At 67.4% G+C, this 20,351-nt stretch carries 20 protein-coding genes; 11 read left to right on the plus strand and 9 right to left on the minus strand.

What is annotated here, in order from left to right; translation table 11 throughout:
* Positions 1-159: 159 nt before the first annotated feature.
* A complete protein-coding gene (locus ACWPXK_RS26215) occupies positions 160-465 on the minus strand; it encodes a hypothetical protein (RefSeq protein ID WP_454198824.1) in 306 nt (101 codons plus the stop codon).
* Positions 466-710: 245 nt separating this feature from the next.
* Here ACWPXK_RS26215 and ACWPXK_RS26220 point away from each other — a divergent pair, with 245 nt between their 5' ends.
* From ACWPXK_RS26220 to ACWPXK_RS26230, 3 genes are read left to right on the plus strand one after another with little or no spacing between them, the layout of a single operon-like run.
* Positions 711-1,037, plus strand: coding sequence for a hypothetical protein (locus ACWPXK_RS26220; protein ID WP_454198825.1), 327 nt, complete (start codon positions 711-713; stop codon positions 1,035-1,037).
* Complete coding sequence (locus tag ACWPXK_RS26225) at positions 1,027-1,536, plus strand: DUF6879 family protein (protein WP_454198826.1); 510 nt, start codon at positions 1,027-1,029, stop codon at positions 1,534-1,536. The genes ACWPXK_RS26220 and ACWPXK_RS26225 overlap by 11 nt, the downstream gene beginning before the upstream one ends.
* Before the next feature lie 17 nt (positions 1,537-1,553).
* The gene (locus ACWPXK_RS26230; protein WP_454198827.1) at positions 1,554-2,375 is read left to right on the plus strand and encodes a helix-turn-helix domain-containing protein; all 822 of its coding nucleotides are present in this window, start codon (positions 1,554-1,556) and stop codon (positions 2,373-2,375) included.
* Positions 2,376-2,543: 168 nt separating this feature from the next.
* Here ACWPXK_RS26230 and ACWPXK_RS26235 read toward each other — a convergent pair whose 3' ends face one another.
* A complete protein-coding gene (locus tag ACWPXK_RS26235) occupies positions 2,544-3,116 on the minus strand; it encodes a TetR/AcrR family transcriptional regulator (RefSeq protein ID WP_454198828.1) in 573 nt (190 codons plus the stop codon).
* A gap of 117 nt (positions 3,117-3,233) precedes the next feature.
* On the opposite strand from ACWPXK_RS26235, the gene ACWPXK_RS26240 reads away from it, so the two are divergent.
* The gene (locus tag ACWPXK_RS26240; RefSeq protein ID WP_454198829.1) at positions 3,234-4,286 is read left to right on the plus strand and encodes a nucleoside hydrolase; all 1,053 of its coding nucleotides are present in this window, start codon (positions 3,234-3,236) and stop codon (positions 4,284-4,286) included.
* On the plus strand, positions 4,283-5,167 hold the full coding sequence (locus tag ACWPXK_RS26245; RefSeq protein WP_454198830.1) for an amidohydrolase family protein: 885 nt from the start codon (positions 4,283-4,285) through the stop codon (positions 5,165-5,167). The genes ACWPXK_RS26240 and ACWPXK_RS26245 overlap by 4 nt, the downstream gene beginning before the upstream one ends.
* A gap of 246 nt (positions 5,168-5,413) precedes the next feature.
* On the opposite strand, the gene meaB is transcribed toward ACWPXK_RS26245, so the two are convergent.
* Genes meaB through ACWPXK_RS26260 form a run of 3 tightly spaced genes read right to left on the minus strand, consistent with a single transcriptional unit; the run spans position 5,414 to position 10,595 of the window.
* Positions 5,414-6,463, minus strand: a complete 1,050-nt coding sequence (gene meaB, locus ACWPXK_RS26250) for a methylmalonyl Co-A mutase-associated GTPase MeaB (protein ID WP_454198831.1) — start codon at positions 6,461-6,463, stop codon at positions 5,414-5,416.
* A complete protein-coding gene (gene scpA, locus ACWPXK_RS26255) occupies positions 6,460-8,739 on the minus strand; it encodes a methylmalonyl-CoA mutase (RefSeq protein WP_454198832.1) in 2,280 nt (759 codons plus the stop codon). Before scpA ends, meaB begins: the two co-directional genes overlap by 4 nt.
* Positions 8,739-10,595 carry a methylmalonyl-CoA mutase family protein gene (locus ACWPXK_RS26260; protein ID WP_454198833.1) on the minus strand — a complete coding sequence of 619 codons (1,857 nt, stop codon included), beginning with the start codon at positions 10,593-10,595 and terminating at the stop codon, positions 8,739-8,741. Before ACWPXK_RS26260 ends, scpA begins: the two co-directional genes overlap by 1 nt.
* A 258-nt stretch (positions 10,596-10,853) precedes the next feature.
* Here ACWPXK_RS26260 and ACWPXK_RS26265 point away from each other — a divergent pair, with 258 nt between their 5' ends.
* Entirely contained in the window at positions 10,854-11,531 is a 678-nt protein-coding gene (locus ACWPXK_RS26265; RefSeq protein WP_454198834.1) for a TVP38/TMEM64 family protein, read from the plus strand.
* A gap of 334 nt (positions 11,532-11,865) precedes the next feature.
* On the opposite strand, the gene ACWPXK_RS26270 is transcribed toward ACWPXK_RS26265, so the two are convergent.
* From ACWPXK_RS26270 to ACWPXK_RS26280, 3 genes are all read right to left on the minus strand, one after another.
* The gene (locus ACWPXK_RS26270; protein WP_454198910.1) at positions 11,866-12,768 is read right to left on the minus strand and encodes a S1C family serine protease; all 903 of its coding nucleotides are present in this window, start codon (positions 12,766-12,768) and stop codon (positions 11,866-11,868) included.
* 532 nt (positions 12,769-13,300) lie between these two features.
* The gene (locus ACWPXK_RS26275) at positions 13,301-13,669 is read right to left on the minus strand and encodes a nuclear transport factor 2 family protein (RefSeq protein ID WP_454198835.1); all 369 of its coding nucleotides are present in this window, start codon (positions 13,667-13,669) and stop codon (positions 13,301-13,303) included.
* A 141-nt stretch (positions 13,670-13,810) separates the two neighbouring features.
* Positions 13,811-14,734: a magnesium transporter CorA family protein gene (locus ACWPXK_RS26280; protein ID WP_454198836.1), complete on the minus strand. Its 924-nt coding sequence runs from the start codon at positions 14,732-14,734 to the stop codon at positions 13,811-13,813.
* 742 nt (positions 14,735-15,476) lie between these two features.
* Between ACWPXK_RS26280 and ACWPXK_RS26285 the strand changes: the two genes are divergently transcribed.
* The 3 genes from ACWPXK_RS26285 to ACWPXK_RS26295 all read left to right on the plus strand — a co-directional run bounded on the left by ACWPXK_RS26285 (position 15,477) and on the right by ACWPXK_RS26295 (position 18,500).
* Positions 15,477-17,039, plus strand: a complete 1,563-nt coding sequence (locus tag ACWPXK_RS26285) for a phosphatase PAP2 family protein (protein WP_454198837.1) — start codon at positions 15,477-15,479, stop codon at positions 17,037-17,039.
* Positions 17,040-17,245: 206 nt separating this feature from the next.
* On the plus strand, positions 17,246-17,392 hold the full coding sequence (locus tag ACWPXK_RS26290; RefSeq protein ID WP_364323510.1) for a DUF1059 domain-containing protein: 147 nt from the start codon (positions 17,246-17,248) through the stop codon (positions 17,390-17,392).
* 220 nt (positions 17,393-17,612) lie between these two features.
* Positions 17,613-18,500: a DUF2268 domain-containing protein gene (locus ACWPXK_RS26295; protein ID WP_454198838.1), complete on the plus strand. Its 888-nt coding sequence runs from the start codon at positions 17,613-17,615 to the stop codon at positions 18,498-18,500.
* Positions 18,501-18,602: 102 nt separating this feature from the next.
* Here the strand turns inward: ACWPXK_RS26295 and ACWPXK_RS26300 are convergent, their stop codons facing one another.
* Entirely contained in the window at positions 18,603-19,325 is a 723-nt protein-coding gene (locus tag ACWPXK_RS26300; protein ID WP_454198839.1) for a hypothetical protein, read from the minus strand.
* Positions 19,326-19,492: 167 nt separating this feature from the next.
* Here ACWPXK_RS26300 and ACWPXK_RS26305 point away from each other — a divergent pair, with 167 nt between their 5' ends.
* Both ACWPXK_RS26305 and ACWPXK_RS26310 read left to right on the plus strand, forming a co-directional pair.
* A complete protein-coding gene (locus tag ACWPXK_RS26305; RefSeq protein ID WP_454198911.1) occupies positions 19,493-19,891 on the plus strand; it encodes a VOC family protein in 399 nt (132 codons plus the stop codon).
* Positions 19,891-20,259 (plus strand): VOC family protein, encoded by a 369-nt coding sequence (locus tag ACWPXK_RS26310; protein ID WP_454198840.1) that lies wholly within the window; start codon positions 19,891-19,893, stop codon positions 20,257-20,259. Before ACWPXK_RS26305 ends, ACWPXK_RS26310 begins: the two co-directional genes overlap by 1 nt.
* The last annotated feature ends 92 nt before the right edge of the window (positions 20,260-20,351 follow it).

The raw sequence follows: 20,351 nt of genomic DNA on the forward strand, positions 1-20,351 counted from the left end.
GCACCACCGATCCGTGCCCGAGCGCGGCCATGAACTGATCACAGCCGTGTCCGCCGTGATAGGTGAGCGCGAACCGGGCGTGCTCGATGTTCTCGATCACCTGGTTCCTGCAGGGTTGCGCGCTCCGGCGATCGAGGACATCGGCGCGAGTGACGGGGTTCATCGGAGGTCTTTCGCAGGCTTGACCATTCCAGCCTCGGCGAGGACGCGGAACACGGCGGCTTTGGCGTGGCATGCGGTGGCGTCGCAATCGATAAGCCGCTGCATGATCCGTTGCGCCTGTGCGACCGTGTAGGGCACCGTGGGCGCGTGGTGACAGTGGTGGCTTAGGCGTTCGTCATCGTGCTCGAGTTCGGGCAGCTGTGGTGCGTGTTCGATCATCCAGGGCAGCACCCAGAACAGGAATAGCACCACTCCGACGACGACGGCTGCGACGATCAATACGACTGCAAGTTCTTCGGGCACCTCGATACCCCTCTGCGCGTGGACTTTCGCGTGGTGACACCCGACACCGAGGGCTCTGTGATCGACACCGGCATCACCCCGACGTCGGGTGCCAAGCAACGACGGTAAGAAGCCGAAGCATGCTCGTCCAGACTCATGCTCCAATATGCTCGGAATCTATTTTTCCTGTGCGATACAGGCATTCAACGTGGATCATTGAAGGCGCGCGAGCATATAACCACATAAAGCGATTGGAGATTCGAGCCATGCGGTTACAGTTTCTCGGCAAGGGCGGCACCACCGGAGGCGGATGCCCCAGCCTCTACGCGACCGACCACGGCTACCTAGCGCAGGGATGGAAAACCGAATCACCCGGAACCATCGAGATTCCTCACCTGCTGCTCGGCTTCGCACTCCCGGACACGTTCCTCGGGGCGCAGATGACCGACACCGGGCGGGGCACATTCACCCTCACGGGTACGCCGGTCACCGACCCGGAAGTACTTGAAAAGCTGGACCTCTACGACGACGAAACATGCATCGAGGTTCCGATGACAGAAAGGACATTCTACGGTGCAACTCGTGCAGGATGAGGCATTCAACGACCTATTTCGCTCCTGCCAGCGCGAAGCGTTCCATCTGGAAGTCCAGGACACCTACGAGACTCCAGAGGAGTTCGAGCCGTTCCGGAAGTTCCTTCAGGACCAACCAGACGACTATGCATGGTTCCAACCGTGGCTCGATCATGTGCGGGAAGTGACCGGCCGTGGGGTAGCGGTCAACCGCGCCCGCGTAGTGACAGAACCTCACACCGACTACACGCGATTCGCGAAAGCGGTGGCGCGGTTCAATGCTGACGCCGGCGAGAACGTCCGCTATCTGCCGAGGCACTTGATCGACTCGGACGAGCTGACCGTAGATGACTGGTGGTTGTTCGATGACTCGTTACTGGCGTACACGATCTTCGAGCCGTCGGGCCGCTGGGTCGGTGGCGCCGTAACCACCGATCGTCGGTTGATCGAGTACTGTCGGGCTGTGAAAGAGCGCGTGTGGACGCTCGCTACTCCTCTCGCGGAGTACGCCGACCGGTGAGTGGTTCGCTTCACCAAATGCGCGAAGCTCTCGGGGGTCGACTCCGGGAGCTTCGCCTCAACTCGGGGCTCACCGGTACACAACTCGCCGACCTCGCTGGTTGGCATCAGACCAAGGTGTCAAAGATCGAGTATGGGAAGACCAAACCGACCGACGCCGACATCCGGACATGGTGTAAACACACGAACTCCGCCGACCACCTGCCGGACCTCATCGCGACTGTCCGCAACATCGAGGCATCGTATCTGGAGTGGCGCCGAGTACTCGGAACCGGCACGAAACGGCGGCAGCAGGCGTCGATCAAGTTGGAAGCCGAAACGCAGCTGATGCGTTGGTATGAGCCGGTTCTCATCCCTGGCTTGTTACAGACCGCCGAATACGCGGAAGAGATCATGCGCAACGTGATCGAGTTCCAGGGCATACCGAATGACCTCGAAGAAGGCGTATCGAAGCGGATGGAACGCCAACAGATCCTGTACCAGCGGAAGCATCGGTTCCACTTCGTGATCGGCGAACAGGCGCTACGGACGACCGTCGGCAATGACCGGACAATGGCCGGACAACTGGATCGCCTGCTCGCCGTACTGGGCATGCCGCGGGTTCTATTCGGGATCGTGCCAGCCGAAACCGTCTACCGAGTTCCCATTTCGAACTTCATCATGTTCGACAATCGCATGGTGATGGTCGAGAACGTGACAGCCGAACTCACGATCACCCAGCCGCGGGAGGTCGCCACCTACGGGCGAGCGTTCGACGTCTTGGCCAAGCAGTCCGTGACGGGCAAGGCTGCGCGTGCCTTGATTTCCGCGGCCCTCGAACAGCGGTCCGGTTCCTCCTGAGCGCATGCATTGGGTCGACGCAAATCCGCGGTTGTCCGACCCAGCAGCCTTAAGGCAACCACCCCGGTTCCGCCTCAACCAGCCGCGCCAGGTTGGACTGGGCCTACGGGTCCAGCCGATCCGCGGATTCGACTGCGCCCTACCCCGCCGAGAACTGGCGAGCGATGACTAATCAGCAGCGGCTAGAGCTGCCACCGCCTGCGCCAGCCGGTCCCCGTCCGGAAGCTTCGCCTCCGGTGCGATGGTTTGCAGTACGCCGAGTCCCTGCACGAGCACGAAATATAGCTCCGCAATCGCTTCGGCCTGATCCTCGCTCAACTGCGGGTGCGCCGCACGCATGGCCTCCGCCATGTCGCGATAGGCCCCGGGCAGGCTCTCGGCGAAGAATTTCTGCGATTCCGGCGAGCGTGCGACACGCACCAGGTTTTCCATGCTCGCCAGCATGCTGTCGCGATTGTCGGTGAAGACCGCGGGCATCGAATTCCACAAGGCGGCGAACGCGGCCAGCGGCGTAGCGCCTCCGCCCTGGCGGATCAGCGCCTCCATGCTGTCGCCGATCGCGGTGCCCAGACCGTCGGTCAGCGCCTCGGTGATCAACTGCTCCTTGGAGCCGAAGTGGTAGCCGATCGCCGCCAGGCTCACTCCGGCCGCGGAGGCGATGTCACGGGCCGTGGCTTTGGCCACGCCGCGCTCGATGATGACTTTTCGTGCTCCCGCCAGTAGATCCTCGCGATTTCCCATAACCACAGGCTACAACGTCTTAGACAAATGTACTAGACGCATGTACTAATTGCCGCCACCATCCGGCTATCGGCACCTCGGCGCGGGGACCACCCTCCGGATGGCTAGTCTCATGCTGTGCGGCAGAAGATCATCCTGGACGTCGACACCGGCATCGACGATTCCCTCGCCCTGCTGTACCTGCTCGGCTCCCCCGAGGCCGAGATCGCGGGGATCGCCGCCACCGCGGGCAACGTGTCCGCGGCGCAGGTGGCGGCCAACAACCTCGCCTGGCTGGACGTCTGCCACGCACCCGATATCGAGGTCGCGCTCGGCGCCGCCGACCCCCTGGCGATCCCGCTGCGCACCACCGAGGACACGCACGGGCCCCAGGGCGTCGGATACGCCGAACTGCCCGCTTCGGCCCGCCGTCTCTCGTCGCGTTCGGCCGCGCGGATGTGGGCCGAGCTGGTGCGCGCGCACCCGGGCGAGATCATCGGAATCTGCACCGGACCGCTGACCAATCTCGCCCTCGCCCTGCGGATCGACCCCGAGCTGCCGCTGTTGCTGCACCGCTTGGTGATCATGGGCGGCGCGTTCAACCACCCGGGCAACACGACGCCGACCAACGAGTGGAACGTGCACGTCGACCCGGAAGCCGCCAAAGAGGTTTTCGACGCCTTCGCCGCGGCACCGGCGGACCGCAGGCCGATCGTGTGCGCGCTCGACGTCACCGAGACCATCGAGATGCGACCCGAGCACCTGGTCCGTCTCGCCGAGCGCGCGAAAAGCTTTCCGGTGGAACTCGTCTCGGCCGCGGAGCCACCCGAGGCCCGCTCGGTCGCGAGCAATCCGATAGTCCGGTACGTCACCGACGCGGTGCGGTTCTACTTCGACTTTCACGACGGCTACGACCTGGGCTACCTCGCCCACATGCACGATCCGTTCGCGGCCGCGGTGGCGCTGGATCCGTCGCTCGCGCGCACCCGGCCCGCGACGGTGGACGTGGAATTGGCGGGCACCATCACCCGCGCGACCACGGTCGCCGACTGGGCGGGCATGTGGGGACGCGAACCGAACGCCGACATCGTGATCGGCACCGACCCGGAGTTGTTCTTCGAACGGCTGATCAGCCGGGTCGGCGATTTCGCCAGGGCGGTCCACCCGCCCGTCACCCAGGAGGTCCGGTGACCGGCGCCGACGACACCGGTTACCTGTCCGCCTTCCGCACCGAGCTCGGACTGCCCGGAATCATCGACGTCCACACCCATTTCATGCCCGACCAGGTGCTGCGGAAGGTGTGGGCCTACTTCGACTCGGCCGGTCCGCTGCTCGGCCGAGCCTGGCCGATCGCCTACCGCGCCGACGAACAGGTCCGGTTGAAGACCTTGCGCGACTTCGGCGTCCGAGCCTTCACCGCGCTGGTGTACCCGCACAAGCCGGACATGGCCGCATGGCTCAACGAATGGACCGCCGACTTCGCGGCGCGCACCCCGGATTGCCTGCACACCGCGACGTTCTTTCCCGAGCCGGGAGCCGAGCGCTATGTCGCGGCGGCCGTGCAGGGCGGAGCCCGCGTCTTCAAAGCGCATGTCCAAGTCGGGGGCTACCATCCTGGAGACCCGCTCCTGGACCCGGTCTGGGGCCTGCTGGAGGACGCGCGGATCCCCGTCGTGATCCACTGCGGTTCCGGACCGGCGCCGGGAACGCACACCGGGACGGAACCGATCTCCGGTGTGCTGCGGCGCTTTCCACGTCTGCCGCTGATCGTCGCGCACATGGGCACACCCGAGTACTCCGAATTCCTCGACCTTGCCGAGGACTACCCGAACGTGCGACTCGACACCACCATGGTGTGGACCGATTTCTCCGAGGCCGACGCCCCCTTCCCGATCGGCGAGCACGGCAGGCTGCGCTCCTACGCCGACCGCATCCTGTTCGGCAGCGATTTCCCGAATATCCCGCACTCCTACGCCCATTCGATCCAGGCGCTCGAGCGGCTCGAGCTCGGCGACGACTGGCTGCGTCAGGTCTGCTATCGCAACGCGGCTACGTTGTTCGGCATCGAATAACCCGGTTCGGCGTCGAAATGCCGGTCAGGCTGCGACGACCGTGAACCGGGTGCGCCGGTGGGCGGGCCGTTCCGCCTCGTCGAGGAGCGCGATCGCGAAGTCCTCCGGCACGCCAACGCGCTCCACCGACCTACCTGGCGCTGACGATCTGATTGATTCGTACCGTGGCAGCATGCCACGGGCTCGGGTGCGCCGTCCACTCCGCGCAGTCCCAGCACGGCATCCGCGTCCGGCGCGACCGCGCGATCAGCGGCCGTCGAAGGCTCGCAGTAGTTCCTCGGCGGCGAGAGCCGCGGTCAGAGTCCCGTCGCGGACTTGCTTTTCCACCTGCGCCCGAATGGCTTTCACGTCCGGATTGTCCGCGAGCCTGCGCAGTAGTTGATCGTGCACCATGGTCCAGGTCCAATCGACCTGTTGGCGGCGGCGCTTCTCGTCGAACTCCCCGGCTTCGGTGAGCACGCGGCGATGCTCGAGCACCGTGTCCCAGAACCGGTCCAAGCCGATCCCTTGCAACCCGCTCATGGTCAGCACCGGCGGACGCCACAGCGCGTCGTGCGGGTGGATCAGGCGCAGCGCCCCCGCGAGTTCCCTGGCGGCGGCTTTGGCCTCGACCTCGTGTTTGCCGTCGGCCTTGTTCACCGCCACCACGTCCGCGAGTTCGAGCACGCCCTTCTTGATGCCCTGCAGCTGGTCACCGGTTCTGGCCAGGGTGAGGAAGCAGAACACGTCGACCATGTTCGCGACGGTGACCTCGGACTGGCCGACGCCGACGGTCTCGACCAGGATCACGTCGTACCCTGCGGCCTCGAGCAGCACGATGGTCTCGCGGGTCGCCTTGGCGACGCCGCCGAGCGTGCCCGCGGTGGGCGAGGGACGGATGTAGGCGTTGCGTTCCACCGACAGCCGCGCCATCCGGGTCTTGTCGCCGAGAATGGAGCCGCCGGTCCTGGTCGAGGACGGATCCACGGCGAGCACGGCGACCCGGTGCCCCTTACCGATCAGGTACATGCCGAGCGCGTCGATGAAGGTGGATTTGCCCACGCCGGGAACGCCGGTGATGCCGACTCGGTTCGAGACCGGCGGGCTCCCGGATTCACCCGCCTCGGGCGTCACCTTCAGCAGCAGTTGTTGCGCAAGCGCTCGGTGATCGGCCCTGGTGGACTCCACCAACGTGATCGCCCGCGCCAGGGCGGCCCGCTCATTGGCACGGACCGCCGCGGCGAGCGCGTCGACATCGATCGTCCGGCCCGCGGCCGCCTTCGCGGTGTGCCGCGCTGCTGAACCCGCTTCGTTCATTCCGTGGCGGCGGAATCCGCGGCGCTGCTACCGAGTTCGTGACCGAGTTCGGCGCCGAGCTTCTTCAGCAGGTCGATCGCCGCGTCGGCGATCACGGTGCCGGGCGGGAAGATCGCCGCGGCTCCGGCCTGGTAGAGCTCGTCGAAGTCACCGGGCGGGATGACGCCGCCGACGATGACCATGATGTCGGGGCGCCCGACATCGGCCAGTGCCTGCCGCAGGGCGGGCACCAGCGTGAGGTGGCCCGCCGCCAGCGACGACACCCCGACGACGTGCACGTCGTTGTCGGCCGCCTGCTGCGCCACCTCGTCCGGGGTCTGGAACAGCGGGCCCACGTCGACGTCGAAGCCGAGGTCGGCGAAAGCCGTGGCGATCACCTTCTGTCCCCGGTCGTGGCCGTCCTGGCCCATCTTCGCGACGAGGATGCGCGGGCGGCGGCCCTCCGCCTCGGCGAATTCCTCGACCAGCTCGCTCGCCTTGGTGATGTTGGTGACCTTTCCTGCCTCGTCGCGGTACACACCGGAGAGGGTACGGATCTCGGCCTGATGGCGGCCGTACACCTGCTCGAGCGCGTCGGAGATCTCGCCGACGGTGGCTTTGGCCCGTGCCGCGTCGATGGCCAGCGCGAGCAGGTTGTTCGCCATGCCGCCCTCCGAAGAAGCCGCGGCTCGGGTCAATTCGGCCAGCGCCCGCCGCACCGCGTCGGGGTCCCGCTCGGCGCGCAGCCGTTGCAGCTTCTCGATCTGCTCGGCACGCACCCGGGAGTTGTCGACCTTGAGGACCTCGACCTCGTGGTCCTCTTCGACCTGGTACTTGTTGACGCCGATCACCGGCTGCTGGCCGGTGTCGATGCGCGCCTGGGTGCGCGCGGCGGCCTCCTCGATGCGCAGTTTCGGGATGCCCTCGCCGATCGCCTGCGCCATGCCGCCGTGCGCCTCGACTTCGGCGATGTGCGCCCGCGCCCGGTTGGCCAGCTGGTGGGTGAGCCACTCGACGTAGTACGAACCGCCCCACGGGTCGATCGGGCGGGTGGTGCCCGACTCCTGCTGGATGAGCAGCTGCGTGTTGCGGGCGATGCGGGCGGAGAAGTCCGTCGGCAGCGCCAGCGCCTCGTCGAGTGCGTTGGTGTGCAGCGACTGGGTGTGGCCCTGGGTGGCGGCCATCGCCTCGATGCAGGTGCGCGCGACGTTGTTGTAGGCGTCCTGAGCGGTGAGCGACCAGCCGGAGGTCTGCGAATGGGTGCGCAGCGACAGCGATTTCGCGCTCTTCGGGTTGAACTTCGCGACCAGCTCGCTCCACAGCAGGCGCCCGGCGCGCAGCTTCGCGACCTCCATGAAGAAGTTCATGCCGATGGCCCAGAAGAACGACAGCCGCGGCGCGAACTCGTCGACCTCCATGCCCGCGTCGATGCCGGCGCGGATGTACTCCACGCCGTCGGCCAAGGTGTAGGCCAGCTCCAGGTCGGCGGTCGCGCCCGCCTCCTGGATATGGTAGCCGGAGATGGAGATCGAGTTGAACTTCGGCATCTTCGCGCTGGTGTAGGCGAAGATGTCGGAGATGATCCGCATCGAGGGCTTCGGCGGATAGATGTAGGTGTTGCGGACCATGAACTCTTTCAGAATGTCGTTCTGAATGGTTCCGGCCAGCTGCTGGGGCGCGACGCCCTGTTCCTCGGCGGCGACGACGTACAGGGCCAGGATCGGCAGCACCGCGCCGTTCATCGTCATCGAGACGCTGACCTGGTCCAGCGGGATATGGTCGAACAGCTGGCGCATGTCCAGGATCGAGTCGATGGCCACGCCCGCCATACCGACGTCACCCTGCACACGCGGGTGGTCGGAGTCGTAGCCACGATGCGTCGCCAAGTCGAACGCCACCGAAAGGCCCTTCTGGCCCGCCTGCAGGTTGCGCCGGTAGAAGGCGTTGGAGTCCGCGGCGGTGGAGAAGCCCGCGTACTGGCGGATGGTCCACGGCTGGTTGACGTACATCGTGGGGTACGGCCCGCGCAGGAACGGCGCGACACCGGGCACGCTGTCGAGCGGATACCCTTCGGCCGCAACGGCATCCCGATCGGCCTTGGTGAACACCGGCGGCACGTCTATGCCTTCGGGCGTCGACCACACCAGCTGCTCGGGTGCGTACCGATTGGCCGCCGCGGCAGCCCGTACGTAGGCCGCCACCTGCGCCGCGTCGACCGCGGCCGGCTCCGGCGCGCGCTCGGTCAGCGGCACCTCGGCGAAACTGCCGATCACGTGCTTGATCTCACGAGTAGTCATCAGGCTCCCACCTTCTCCAGCAGGCCGGACAGCGCGGCGACCGCGTCGATGCGCGCGGCGAGGAATCCGTCCGGGCGCCGCGCGTCGTCCAGGTCGGCGACGGCCTTCGCCGCACCGGCCAGCAGCACGGTGGGCACACCCGCGGCGCGCAACTGCTCCACCGCCGCACCGGCCTCGGACCCGTACCGCGCATCCGAGCCGCACAGCACCGCGATCGGCGCACCGGATGCGATTGCCGCCGCGGCGATTCCGCTCACCTCGAGCGGGCCGGGATTGATCGACTCGATTCCGCCGGAAGCCAGGAGGTTCGCGACGAAGGTGACCCGGACGTTGTGCTCGGCGACCGAACCGAGCGGCACCAGCAGCGCTTTCGGCCGCGTGCCGTGCTCGGCCAGGTAGGCGTCGGACCGGTCGCGCAACTGCTCGAACGCGGCGCCGTAGCCGGCGACCCGGCCCGGCTGCCGCGCCGCCTCGGACAGCGGCCGCTCGGCCAGGTTCGGGAATTCGTTCACGCCGGTGACGGCGGTTTTGCGGTGCGCGACATCGGTGTCGCGGGCGGTCTTCGTCGCGGCGATCCGCTCGGCGAGCAGACCGGACTCCAGCGCGGCCGGGTAGCCACCGGCCGCCTCGATCTCCTGCAGGAACTCCCACGCCTTCGCCGCCAGCGCGGCGGTGAGGTCCTCGACGTACCAGGAGCCCGCGCCGGGGTCGAGCACGTGGCCCAGATGCGATTCCTCGAGCAGCAGCAGCTGGGTGTTGCGCGCCATGCGGTCGGCGAACGACTTCGAGACGCCGAGTTCGCCGGGCGGCAGCGCGGAGTCGAACGGCAGCACGGTGACGGTGTCGGCGCCGCCGACGCCCGCCCCGAACGCGGCGAGCGTGGTGCGCAGCAGGTTCACCCAGGGATCACGCCGGCTCATCATGGCGGCCGAGGTGACCGCGTGCTGGGGTGCGCCGCCGAAATCCGGTGCTCCGCACACCTGCGCGACCCGCGCCCAGAGTTGCCTGGCGGCGCGGAACTTCGCGATGGTGGCGAACTGGTCGTCGGTGGCCGCGAAACGGAATTCCAGCTGACCGAGCGCGTCGGCGAGATCCAGGCCCTCGGTGAGCGCCCGGAGGTAGGCCAGTCCGGCCGCCACGGCCGCGCCCAGTTCCTGGGCGTCCGAGGCTCCCGCGTCGTGGAAGACGGTGCCGTCCACGGTGATCGCGCGCACCGTCTCCGACCGCCCCGCCGCACGCCCGGCAAGTGCGACGGCCTCCGCCAGACCGGTGTCGGCGAGACCGGCGAAGCGGCTGGTCAGCGGCGCGGCGCCGAGCGCGACCCGGATGTCCTCGCGCGCGGGCGCCGCATAGCCGTCGAGTACGGCGAACACCTGCTCCGCCGCGTCGGCGACGGCGCCGCCCGCGTTCAGGGTGAGCGGAGCCAGCTCGAACAGCAGTCCGGCCAACGCCGTCGGCAGGTCGGCCACCGGCACGCCGCGTTCGCCGGCCCCGAGCCAGATCGCGCTTATCCCGTTCTCCAGCCCGGCCAGGATCTCCCGGTTGGCCGCCGCGGCATCACGTTCACCGACCTGCGCGCTGACGAACCATCCCCGGTGCACGTCCCGGGTGGCGTCGCGCCCGCGGACGAATGGGAACTTTCCCGGCAGCGGTTGCTCGGGCAACTCGTCGCGCCGGGTGTAGAGCGGGGCGATGGTCAGTCCGTCGTAGGTGGTCTCGTCGAGCAGCCGCTCGGGCTCCTCGGGAAGCTCGGTGACATCGACCCGGCGAGCCTTCGCCAGCACCCCGGCGACACCCTTGCGCCACGCGGCGAACTCGGGCACCGGATCCGCCCCAGAATCTGAAGCAATCGGCATAGCTTGCTGTACCTCTTCCTCGACACGAGCGCACCGGCAGTGTGCACCCGATACCCTCATATTCGCCCAGCTCAGCGACTACTTCGGTTAACGAGTATTCGTCCCGTTTCCTCTGATGCTAGCGGGCGAATCCCGACCGGTTGACCCTGCCCGCCACTACCAACCGGTAACCTGTCGCCGGTGACCGAGCGCAGGGAGGGAACCATCGAACACCGCGCGAACCGGCACGGCGCAGCCGAGCGCCGGCGAGGTGGAGTCGTGACGAGGCTGATCCGTGACCCGCGTATCGTCGCGCTGATCCTCGGCGCGGCCGCGTTGTTCGGCGCGGCGCTGCTGGTTCCGCTGCCGAGTCCACGCCAGATCCAAGAGTGGGCGGCCTCAGTCGGCCCGGCATTCCCCCTACTGTTCTTCCTGGTCCACGCGCTGGTGACGGTGGCGCCGATCCCCCGCACCGTGTTCACCGTGAGCGCGGGGCTGCTGTTCGGTCCGCTGCTGGGTATCACGCTCGCGGTGAGCGCGACGACCGTCAGTGCGGCGCTGGCGATCCTGCTCGTGCGCGCGCTGGACCGCGATCAAGTCGCCGCCCGGCTCACCCATCCCGCGGTGCGCGCCATCGATGACCGGCTGGCGCGCCGGGGCTGGCTGGCCGTCGGCTCGCTGCGGCTCATCGCGGCGGTGCCGTTCTCGGTGATCAACTACTGCTGCGGGTTGTCCTCGATCCGGTTCTGGCCGTATCTGATCGCCACGCTGCTGGGCGTGCTGCCCGGCACGATCGGCACGGTCATCCTCGGCGACGCGCTCACCGGGACTACGCATCCGGCGATGCTGGCGCTGTCCGGTGCCTGTCTCGCGATCGGCCTCGCCGGGCTGCTCGTCGACGCACGATGGAAGACCGCGCCGGTAGCGTCCACCGAGCCCGTGCCGGTCTCTTCCTAGGCGGCTGCCTCGCCTTCGCTCGGCACGGCGCATAAGCGGCCACCTCGAGCCTTCGCCCGGCCCGCCGCATAAACGGCCACCTCGAACCCTCACCCGGCCCGGCACATAAACGGCCACCTCGAACCCTCACCCGGCCCGGCACATAAACGGCCACCTCGAACCCTCACCCGGCCCGCCGCATAAACGACCACCTCGAACCCTCACCCGGCCCGCCGCATAAACGACCACCTCGAACCTTCACTCAGCCCGGCACATGAGCGGCCACCTCGAGCCATCACTCGGCCCGGCGCGGGCTATGGACGGACTCCGTCCGACTGTGTGTCCTCTGCGGCGCTCAGTCCGCGGTAAGTTCCACCGGGACCGCGATCACGTCCACCATGGCGCCGTTGCGCAGGACCGTCACCGGCAGCTGTGCGCCGATCGCCTCCGCGAACAGCTGGCGCTGGATGCCTTGCGCGTCATGCACTTGCGAGCGCGCGACGCTGAGTACGAGGTCGCCGCGGCGCAGTCCGGCCTGGTCGGCGGGACCGCCGCGGATCACCTCGACGATGCGCACCCCGGCGGCCTGGCCGGTGCGTTCGGCGACCGGCTCGGGCAGCGGCGCAGGCACGCCGACCAGCCCGAGGTAGGCGCGCCGGACCCGTCCCTCGCGATGCAGTGTGCCGATGATCCGGCGCGTCGTCGCATTGATCGGAATGGCGAGACCGAGGCCGATTCCGGCCACCGCGGTGTTGATCCCGACTACCCGGCCCGCCGAATCCGACAGCGCGCCACCGGAGTTGCCGGGGTTGAGCGCGGCGTCGGTCTGGATGACGTCCTCGATCACCCGTCCGGCGCGGCGGGAGGCGACCGGAACCGCGCGGCCGAGCGCGCTCACCACCCCGGCGGTGACCGAACCGGCCAGGCCGAGCGGACTGCCGACCGCCACCACCAGCTGGCCGACCACCAAGTGATCGGCGTCCCCGAGCGTCACCGCATCCGGCGCGCCGCCGCGTGCGCGCAACACGGCCAGATCCGACAGCGGATCGATACCGCTCACCTCGAACCGGGACTCCACCCCGTCGGCGAAGACGACCTCACCCGAGCGGACCGATCCGATGACGTGCGCATTGGTCAGCAGGAACCCGTCGTCGGTGAACACCACCGCCGATCCACTCCCCCGCCTGGTCCGTACGCTGGCCACGTGCGGCGTCACCGACGCCGCCACCGCGATCACCGTGCGGGAGTAGGCATCCATCGCGGCGTTGTCCACGCCGACCACCACCCTGTTTGCCGGAATTGCACCACTGTGTCCAGCATGCCTCCGGGACGCCCGCGACGCACCGTGTTCGCCACAGGCGCAACCGGACTGCGGTGGACCGGGCGTGTCGCCAATGCGTCCGGGGATTCGTGCTTCGCGGACGGCCATCCCCCCGTCCGCCGCTTCGCCCTTCCGAGGGACGCCACCCACCGCGATCCGAAAATCGTCGCCCGGTCGATCCCTTGAAATGACTCGAGCCGGTGGTCGAGTTCAATGACACCTCCTGCTTCGGCGGTGAGAGCCGCGCGGCTCGCTGTCCAAGCCATGTGCGGAGTCGGGCCCGCACTCGGTGTCGACAACCCGCGGTCAGGCGCACCGGTGTCAGCACCACGCGCGGTCGGGCCGCGCTGATGTCCACACGCTGGATTCGAGCGGCGGTGTAGGCGCTCGCGGGGTATGTCGGCTTCAATGCTCGCGCGCCCGTCCGGGGCCGGATGCGACGGACCGGGCCCCGCCCAGGCCCACCGCGTTACGCCGACGGCAGCCGATCGAGGAACCCGTGCACGCTCGTGATCCTGTCGTCCGCGGCGAGGGTGATCACGTCCGAGCCCGCGACCGGTGCGCTGCCGTCGGCGAGCGAGACCAGTTCCCACGAGAAACGTGCGATGTCGTGGTGGCCGTCGACCGGACCGAGGAGCCGGAACTCGAAGCCCGGGAACTGCGCTTGCACTCCCCCGATGGCCGCCGCCAGCTGGTCGTGCCCGCCGACGTCCGCGAGCGGGTCGGTGTACGTGCCGTCCTCGGTCCAGGCGGCGGCGACCGCCTTCATCCTGACTTCCTCGTCGGTGGCATTCCACGCGGCGAAGTACCGATCGACCGCTTCCTGGTAGCGCGACATGATGAATCCTCCTGCGTCGTAATGGTTTTCGTCATCCGATCCGGACTCTCTCCGATCGGCTGACTCCTACCATGCCGTGCGCCGGTCGCGGCGTCGATTACGCGCGAGGTAATGATTGCCGGATACCGGTGCCGCTACGACTCAGCGCAGCCAACCTTTCTTCTTGATGTAGGCCAGCGGGAACACCGCGGCCAGCAGAGTCATCGGGGTGGCGGCCAGGAACCCGTACTGCCACTGCACTTCGGGCATCCACGTGCAGAGGGTGGCGATCAGCGTGGGCGGCAGGAAGATCGCGACGATGGTGGTGAGAACCGTGACGATCCGGTTCTGCCGCACCGCCGACCACGTCAGCACGGAGTGCTGGAGATAGCGGACTTTGTCGTGCTGGATGCCCGCGTGCTGTTTCACCCCGTCGATGTCCGCGAGGAGGATGCTGATCAGCCCGTCCAGCTCGCGATGCCCGGGCGGGGTGTCGGCGGCCAGGTGGCGTGCGGCGCGGGCCAATTGCAGCTGGGTCTCCTGGATACGGGAGACGATCTGTTCGGCCGCGTCCGTCCGCGACATCGCGCCGCGCAGGTCGATCGCGCGGCCGCGCTCGTCGTGGCCGCCCGTCGCCGTCTCGATCTCGTCGCGCACCTGGGCCAAGGTTTCGCTCGTGGTGCGGATCACCCGCTCCGACGTCTCGTTCAGCGCCCAGAGCAGCGCGTACATCACCCCCTGCGCGGAGCCGGTGAGCGCCGGGTTGTGGCGCATCTTCGCGACCGCCTTGTCGAACGGGAGGAAATGCTCGGACGGTTGCAGTGTCACGAGGAACTCACTACCGAGCGCGAAGACGATCGTCTCGCGCTCGATGGTCTCCCCGCGCTGATAGTTGGCGACCACCGGGAAATAGAGAAAGTCGTCGGTCTCCCAGACCCGGTCGCGGGCGGCGGCGAAGTCGACGCCGAGCCGTTCCCGGAGCACGGCAGCGGTGTCGGTGTCGTCGTTCGCGAGGGGAATCCAATGCTGCTGGAGCACTTCGGTATCGAAGTGGTCAGCGGTCACGGCGTCGAGAAAAGTGGTCATCGGCCGCTACCCCGAGAAAGTCGAGCCCGACGAGAAGCCGATCAGCCCCTGCGGACACGGCCAGTGGAGCGACCGGAGCGCCCGATCCGGTGCGCGATATAACGTTTCGGCTTTCTCGAGCAATGTGGCCATAGCGAGGGCTCCAATACCTACTATCGTTCGGGGTGAGCGCACCCCCTCCCCAAGGGATGGGCGCGCATAGACCGGCCGCGCCGAGCACCGCCGGTCGCGCCGCACGGACAACCAGGGCAGGGCTCGCCGCCCCACGTCCACGAAGGACGACCGTGGAATTCCGTACCGCGCCGGACGATCAGGCCGGAACCGCCCGGTCACCGATCGCACGCACAGATCAACGACGCACCGGCACAACCAGTTCCGCGAGGACGGATCGGCGGTAGAGGTCGATACTGTCATCCGGCATCTGCCGCTCACCTCGTTCCGTCGGTCGATCGACGCACGAATTGCGCCATCCATCATTAGAAACCCCCGACCGGGGTACGTCAATCAGTTGACCAAGTATTCGACAGCGCGCCACTCGCCGGAAATCTGGAAACGGTGAGCCGCCGAACAACCTGAGCTACAAGGATTTTCGACGGACCGCCAGCGCCGTGATCGGAGCAGGTCCCGCGACATCACTGTGCTCTGCACAGCCCGACGCGCGAGCCGCCCGGCGTGGTCGGTGCCGAATGCCTGCGCCGCTTGGTTTGCGAACAGTCGAGCGGTGATCGGTAATCTCGGGCGAGTGAGTAGCTGGGTGCGCCGGAAGTTCCATAGAGTCGGGCGATTCGATCGGGTGGTCGGCGGCGCGGTCGCCGAGTTGCCTGCCTCGGTGGTCGACCACGGTCTGCTGCGGCTGACCAACAGCGCCGATTTCAGTGGGCTGTGGCTGATCTTCGCGGCGGTGCTGGCCACCCGTAAGGGTGCGACGCGGCGGGCGGCGCTGCGCGGTGTCGTCTCTGTCGCCGGCGCGAGTCTCACCGTCAACGCCGGGCTCAAGACACTCATCGCGCGGCGTCGACCGGCCGCCGAGCTTGTGCCCATGTACCGGCGATTGTCCCCTGCTCCGACGTCCTCGTCCTTCCCCTCGGGACACGCTGCCTGCGCGGCGGCGTTCGCCACGGCTGTCGCGCTGGAAAGTCCGCGCACCGCACTGGTGGTCGCCCCGGTGGCCGCCGCTGTCGCCTACTCCCGGGTGCACACCGGCGTGCACTGGAGCTCCGATGTGCTCGTCGGGGCGGCCGTCGGTTCCGGTGTGGCCCTGGCCACCCAGCGCTGGTGGCCGGTGCGCGAATCCGACGAGGCAGAGGCCCGCCCGGCCCGCGAGGTACCCACACTCGTGGAAGGCAAAGGGCTCGTGGTGATGGTGAATCCGGTGTCCGGCGCGCCGAATTACGATCCCACCGCCGATGTCATCGCGGCTCTGCCCGCCGCCACCGTGCTGCGCACCGAACGCGATCTCGACTGTGCCGACCAACTCGAACAGGCCATCGCCGAGCACGTCGAGCCGGTTCTTGCCGTCGGCGTCGCCGGTGGCGACGGAACGGTGGCGGCCGTGGCCGCGGTCGCGCTGCGCCACCAATTGCCGCTGGTTGTCATACCCACCGGCACGCTCAACCACTTCGCCCGCGACCTCGGCGTCTACGACCTGCGCGAGGTGATCGACGCCACCGGTGTCGGCGAGGCGGTCGCCGTCGATATCGCCAGCGTCGAATACGACGACGAGACCGGCTCGCGCACTCGATATCTGATCAACACCGCAAGCCTGGGCACCTACCCGGACCTGGTGCAGTTGCGGGAGAAATGGCAGCCGCGCTGGGGCAAATGGCCCGCCTTCGCCGCCGCGCTCGTGGTCACCCTGCGCCGAGCCGAACCGATCGAGATCTACCTCGACGGACGCTGGCAGCGGGTGTGGTTCCTGTTCGTCGGCAACGGCCCCTACCACCCGCACGGTGCGGTACCCGCCTTCCGTGACCGGCTCGACGCCGGCCTGCTCGACCTACGCTGGCTGCGCGCCGATCTGCGCTGGTCGCGCACCCGTGCGGTGCTGGCGCTCCTGCTGGCCGCGATCGGCCACAGCAAGGTCTACGGCGAGCGCCAACTCCCCGAACTGTATGTGCAACTACCCACTCCGGAGGCGCTGGCCACCGATGGCGAGGTGATCGGCAAAGCCACCCGCCTGCACTTCACCATCGCGGGCCAGCTCGCGGTCTACCGCCGCGACGAATCCAATCCCCTCTGGGCCGACCGGAACCGCCCCCACCATCGCCGATCCCCCTGGCTCCGCGATCTATTCCGCACCCGCTGACCCGCCGCTTCCTCGCCCGGGACAGGTCACTACCCCTGGCGCCACAACGCGGCCTGCGCACTCCGCGGATGCGCTGTTCGACAGGGCATTCAGTGCCTCTGGCCGAGGCCGAGCGCAGGTCGGTCGGGTGGCCGAATTGTCGAGCCCTCAGCGCCAGTGGAAGATGATTTGCGGCGTTGACGAAACCGACGACTCGAAGAGGCGACATGAAGACCAAGCTCAGCTGCCCCTGCGGCGAATACATCACCGGCACCGACGAGGACGACCTCGTCGAGAAGACGAAAGCCCACCTCGCCGCGAACCACCCCGGCCATGACTACACCCGGGACGAAATCCTCTTCATCGCCTACTGAGGCCGAACCCCCGATCGATTCTGCGGGACCGAATTTCACGACGGTGTGATCGACGTGCCGGTTCGGCTCGACGACCTCGTGCGCCGAGAGATGCGATGGCGCACGAGGTAACGCCGAGATCGCACTGGCTTCCGCCGAGAAGAGGATGTCGATCCGCCGGTTCGGTAGACCATTTATTCGGTTGACCTCGACCGTGCGTCAATGTTTAGTGTCAGCGGTCATGACGATCACCGTTCTCGATACCTACTCGGCGATGCGGCGAATCCTGCGGGCTCCGGCTGCGGATCGCGTTGCCATGCTGCACTCGATGCTCGAGCCCGTCAGCGGCATGTACCGCTACTTCCCAGGGGATGTCGACCTGGTCGACATGCACCGGCAAGCGGCCGGATTCCCCCTCGACCGCGACGAGGACCGGTGCCTCGACGCACTCGAAACACTGGTGGCGGCCGGGGCATGGGAACGAATGCAGCACGCTCTGGACGATGCGCTCGCCGTCCAGTCGGCGGCGACGCCGGGACTGGCGGTCCCGGACATCACCGTGCTGTTCGTGCTCGGCGATCCCGGTGACGCCCACTTCATGGGTCCCAGCCTCGGCGTCACCGGGAGCGGCGGAATCTCGGGCTACATCGTCATCACGCTGTGGCCTTACCCCGAGAACGTGGAGCGGCTGGAGACCACCGCCGTCCACGAGCTCAACCACAACCTGCGCTACAGCCCGGGCGGGGTGGTGTGGAACCCGATGACCGTCACGGTCGGCGAGCACGTGGTCTCGGAAGGTCTGGCCGACGCATTCGCCCGCCAGCTCTACGGCGACGAACTCGGCTACACCCGAATCGGCGTGCCACACCTGCGCGACGAGGCGGTCTTCGCCAAGGTGGTGTCGGGACTCGGCGTGACCGGCATGCAGAACTTCACGGCCTGGGTGCACGGCGACGCCACCGCGGAACGCTTCGGCGCTGCCCCGGTCGGCTTGCCCACCGGCGCCGGATACGCCGTCGGCAACAGGCTGGTCGACGCCTACCTGACAGCGACACGACAGACCGCGGCACAGGCTCTGCACGCCGATAGCTCGGAGATCATCGCTACCGCGCTCCACCGCCAGGGCTGAGAGCTACTCGCTTGGTTCCGCTGGAACGCAGGCCGATCTCGATCCGCCTCGGAGAGAGCGTTCGTCGAGTGTGTCCGCAGGAGGTTCGGGCTCACCCGGCAGTCACGCGTGGTCCAGCTCGTCCCGCAAGGACGTCACAGGCACCATTCCACGGCTGCCGTACCGCTGCCAGGAAAGCCGGTCCAGGCGGTCCCACCGGTCTTCGATCCAGTCCCAGATGAGGTCGGCGACCCATGCGGGATCAGCTATTTCGGTCGTGTACAGCCGATCCGGTGATCCATCGGCGAATTCCAGAGTGTAAGTGGGTGTCTCGCAGTCGGGGTCGAGCGGGGAACCACGGTACGTCTGGACGAACCTGGCGGGATCGTCGCGTCTGCCGACGATCAGGAATGGCGTCGAGGCCAGCTGGTGCAGCCGAGGTACCCAGTCGTGCAGCTCTTCGAGGACCACGGAGGAACGTTTGTGCACGCCGCCGATGTCGACCTCGACGAGGTAGCGCTCCCCTAGGAAGGTCAGCTGGTCGTTGTCGGCGTCATACAGCGCCGCGCCCGGCCGGATCACGTCCTTGACGATCTCGAGTAATCCGGCGACCACATGTTCCGGCATCCACACCTGGACGGTATCGCCGGCGATGGCCCATCGCACCAGATAATCCGGCCGCCGTTTGCCGGCAACCGCCTTGTTCCACCCCTCGAGCGCTGCGTTCAGGGAGAGGATGTGGTCGTCCTCGGTGGCCGGGCGAGAGCGCTGAGATAGAAGGTAGTGCCGAACTTCGTCAGGACGCCGTACCGCATCGGCTGGCAATGCGACAAACTCTCGGGTCACCGGATCCACTCTAACGAATTCCGCTGCACCCCAATTCCGTCGTGTGCCGCCCTCGGCGACCATCTCAGCCACACGCCTGCCCGCGACATGTCCCCCCAGTCGTATGGACTGCGCATCGGCACGGTGCCCCACCGATGAGTTTGCCGCCTTCGTGTCGTCTTACCGGTATGACTACATCCACAATCGGCAGTCTGTTGTTGTCCAGCACCAACCCGACGCGCCTGCGTGACTGGTATGCGACGGCATTCACGCTGAAGGTCGATCGCACGCCCGGCGAGCCCGGCTACGACATCCTCGACTTCGGCGGCTTCTACATACTGATCGACAGCCGCGACGACGTCGGGGACACGAACCCCGAGCCCGGTCGGGTGATCCTGAACGTCGACGTGGACGACGCCCGCGCGGTAGTCGATAGGATCGATGACCTGGGCGGCCGGTGGCTGGCCCAACTCGAAGACCGCGACGGCAGTCTGTTCGCGACCGCGATCGATCCGGATGGAAACTACGTTCAACTCATTCAACTGAGCCCGCAGCATAAGGCCGCGATGACCGAGAGGACAGAGTGATGCTTGCCGACAGTAACGCGTTCAGTGGGTTCTCGGTGGACGACATCGAGGCAGCCCAGAAGTTCTACGCCGAGACATTGGGCCTACGGGTCTCCGAGGAAAACGGGATGCTCAACCTTCATCTCGGCGGCGGGGGCACCGTCCTGGTATACCCGAAATCAGACCACACCCCCGCGACATTCACGATATTGAACTTTCCGGTGCCCGACATCGAGGCGGCCGTCGACGAGCTCGTCCGCCGCGATGTGCGTTTCGAACGCTATGACTTCGCCGAGCAGGACGAGAAAGGCATCCACCGCGGTGGCGGTCCGCTGATCGCCTGGTTCACCGACCCCGCGGGCAATGTCTTGTCCGTTCTACAGCAGTAACGTTTCGAACTGAATGGGATCGCGGCCCGCTCGCATCGAGCTGCGACGGGCCACGGCGCCGCAATGCACGCTCATCGCGCATTGCGGTGGGC

Source organism: Nocardia sp. Marseille-Q1738, from assembly GCF_965283145.1.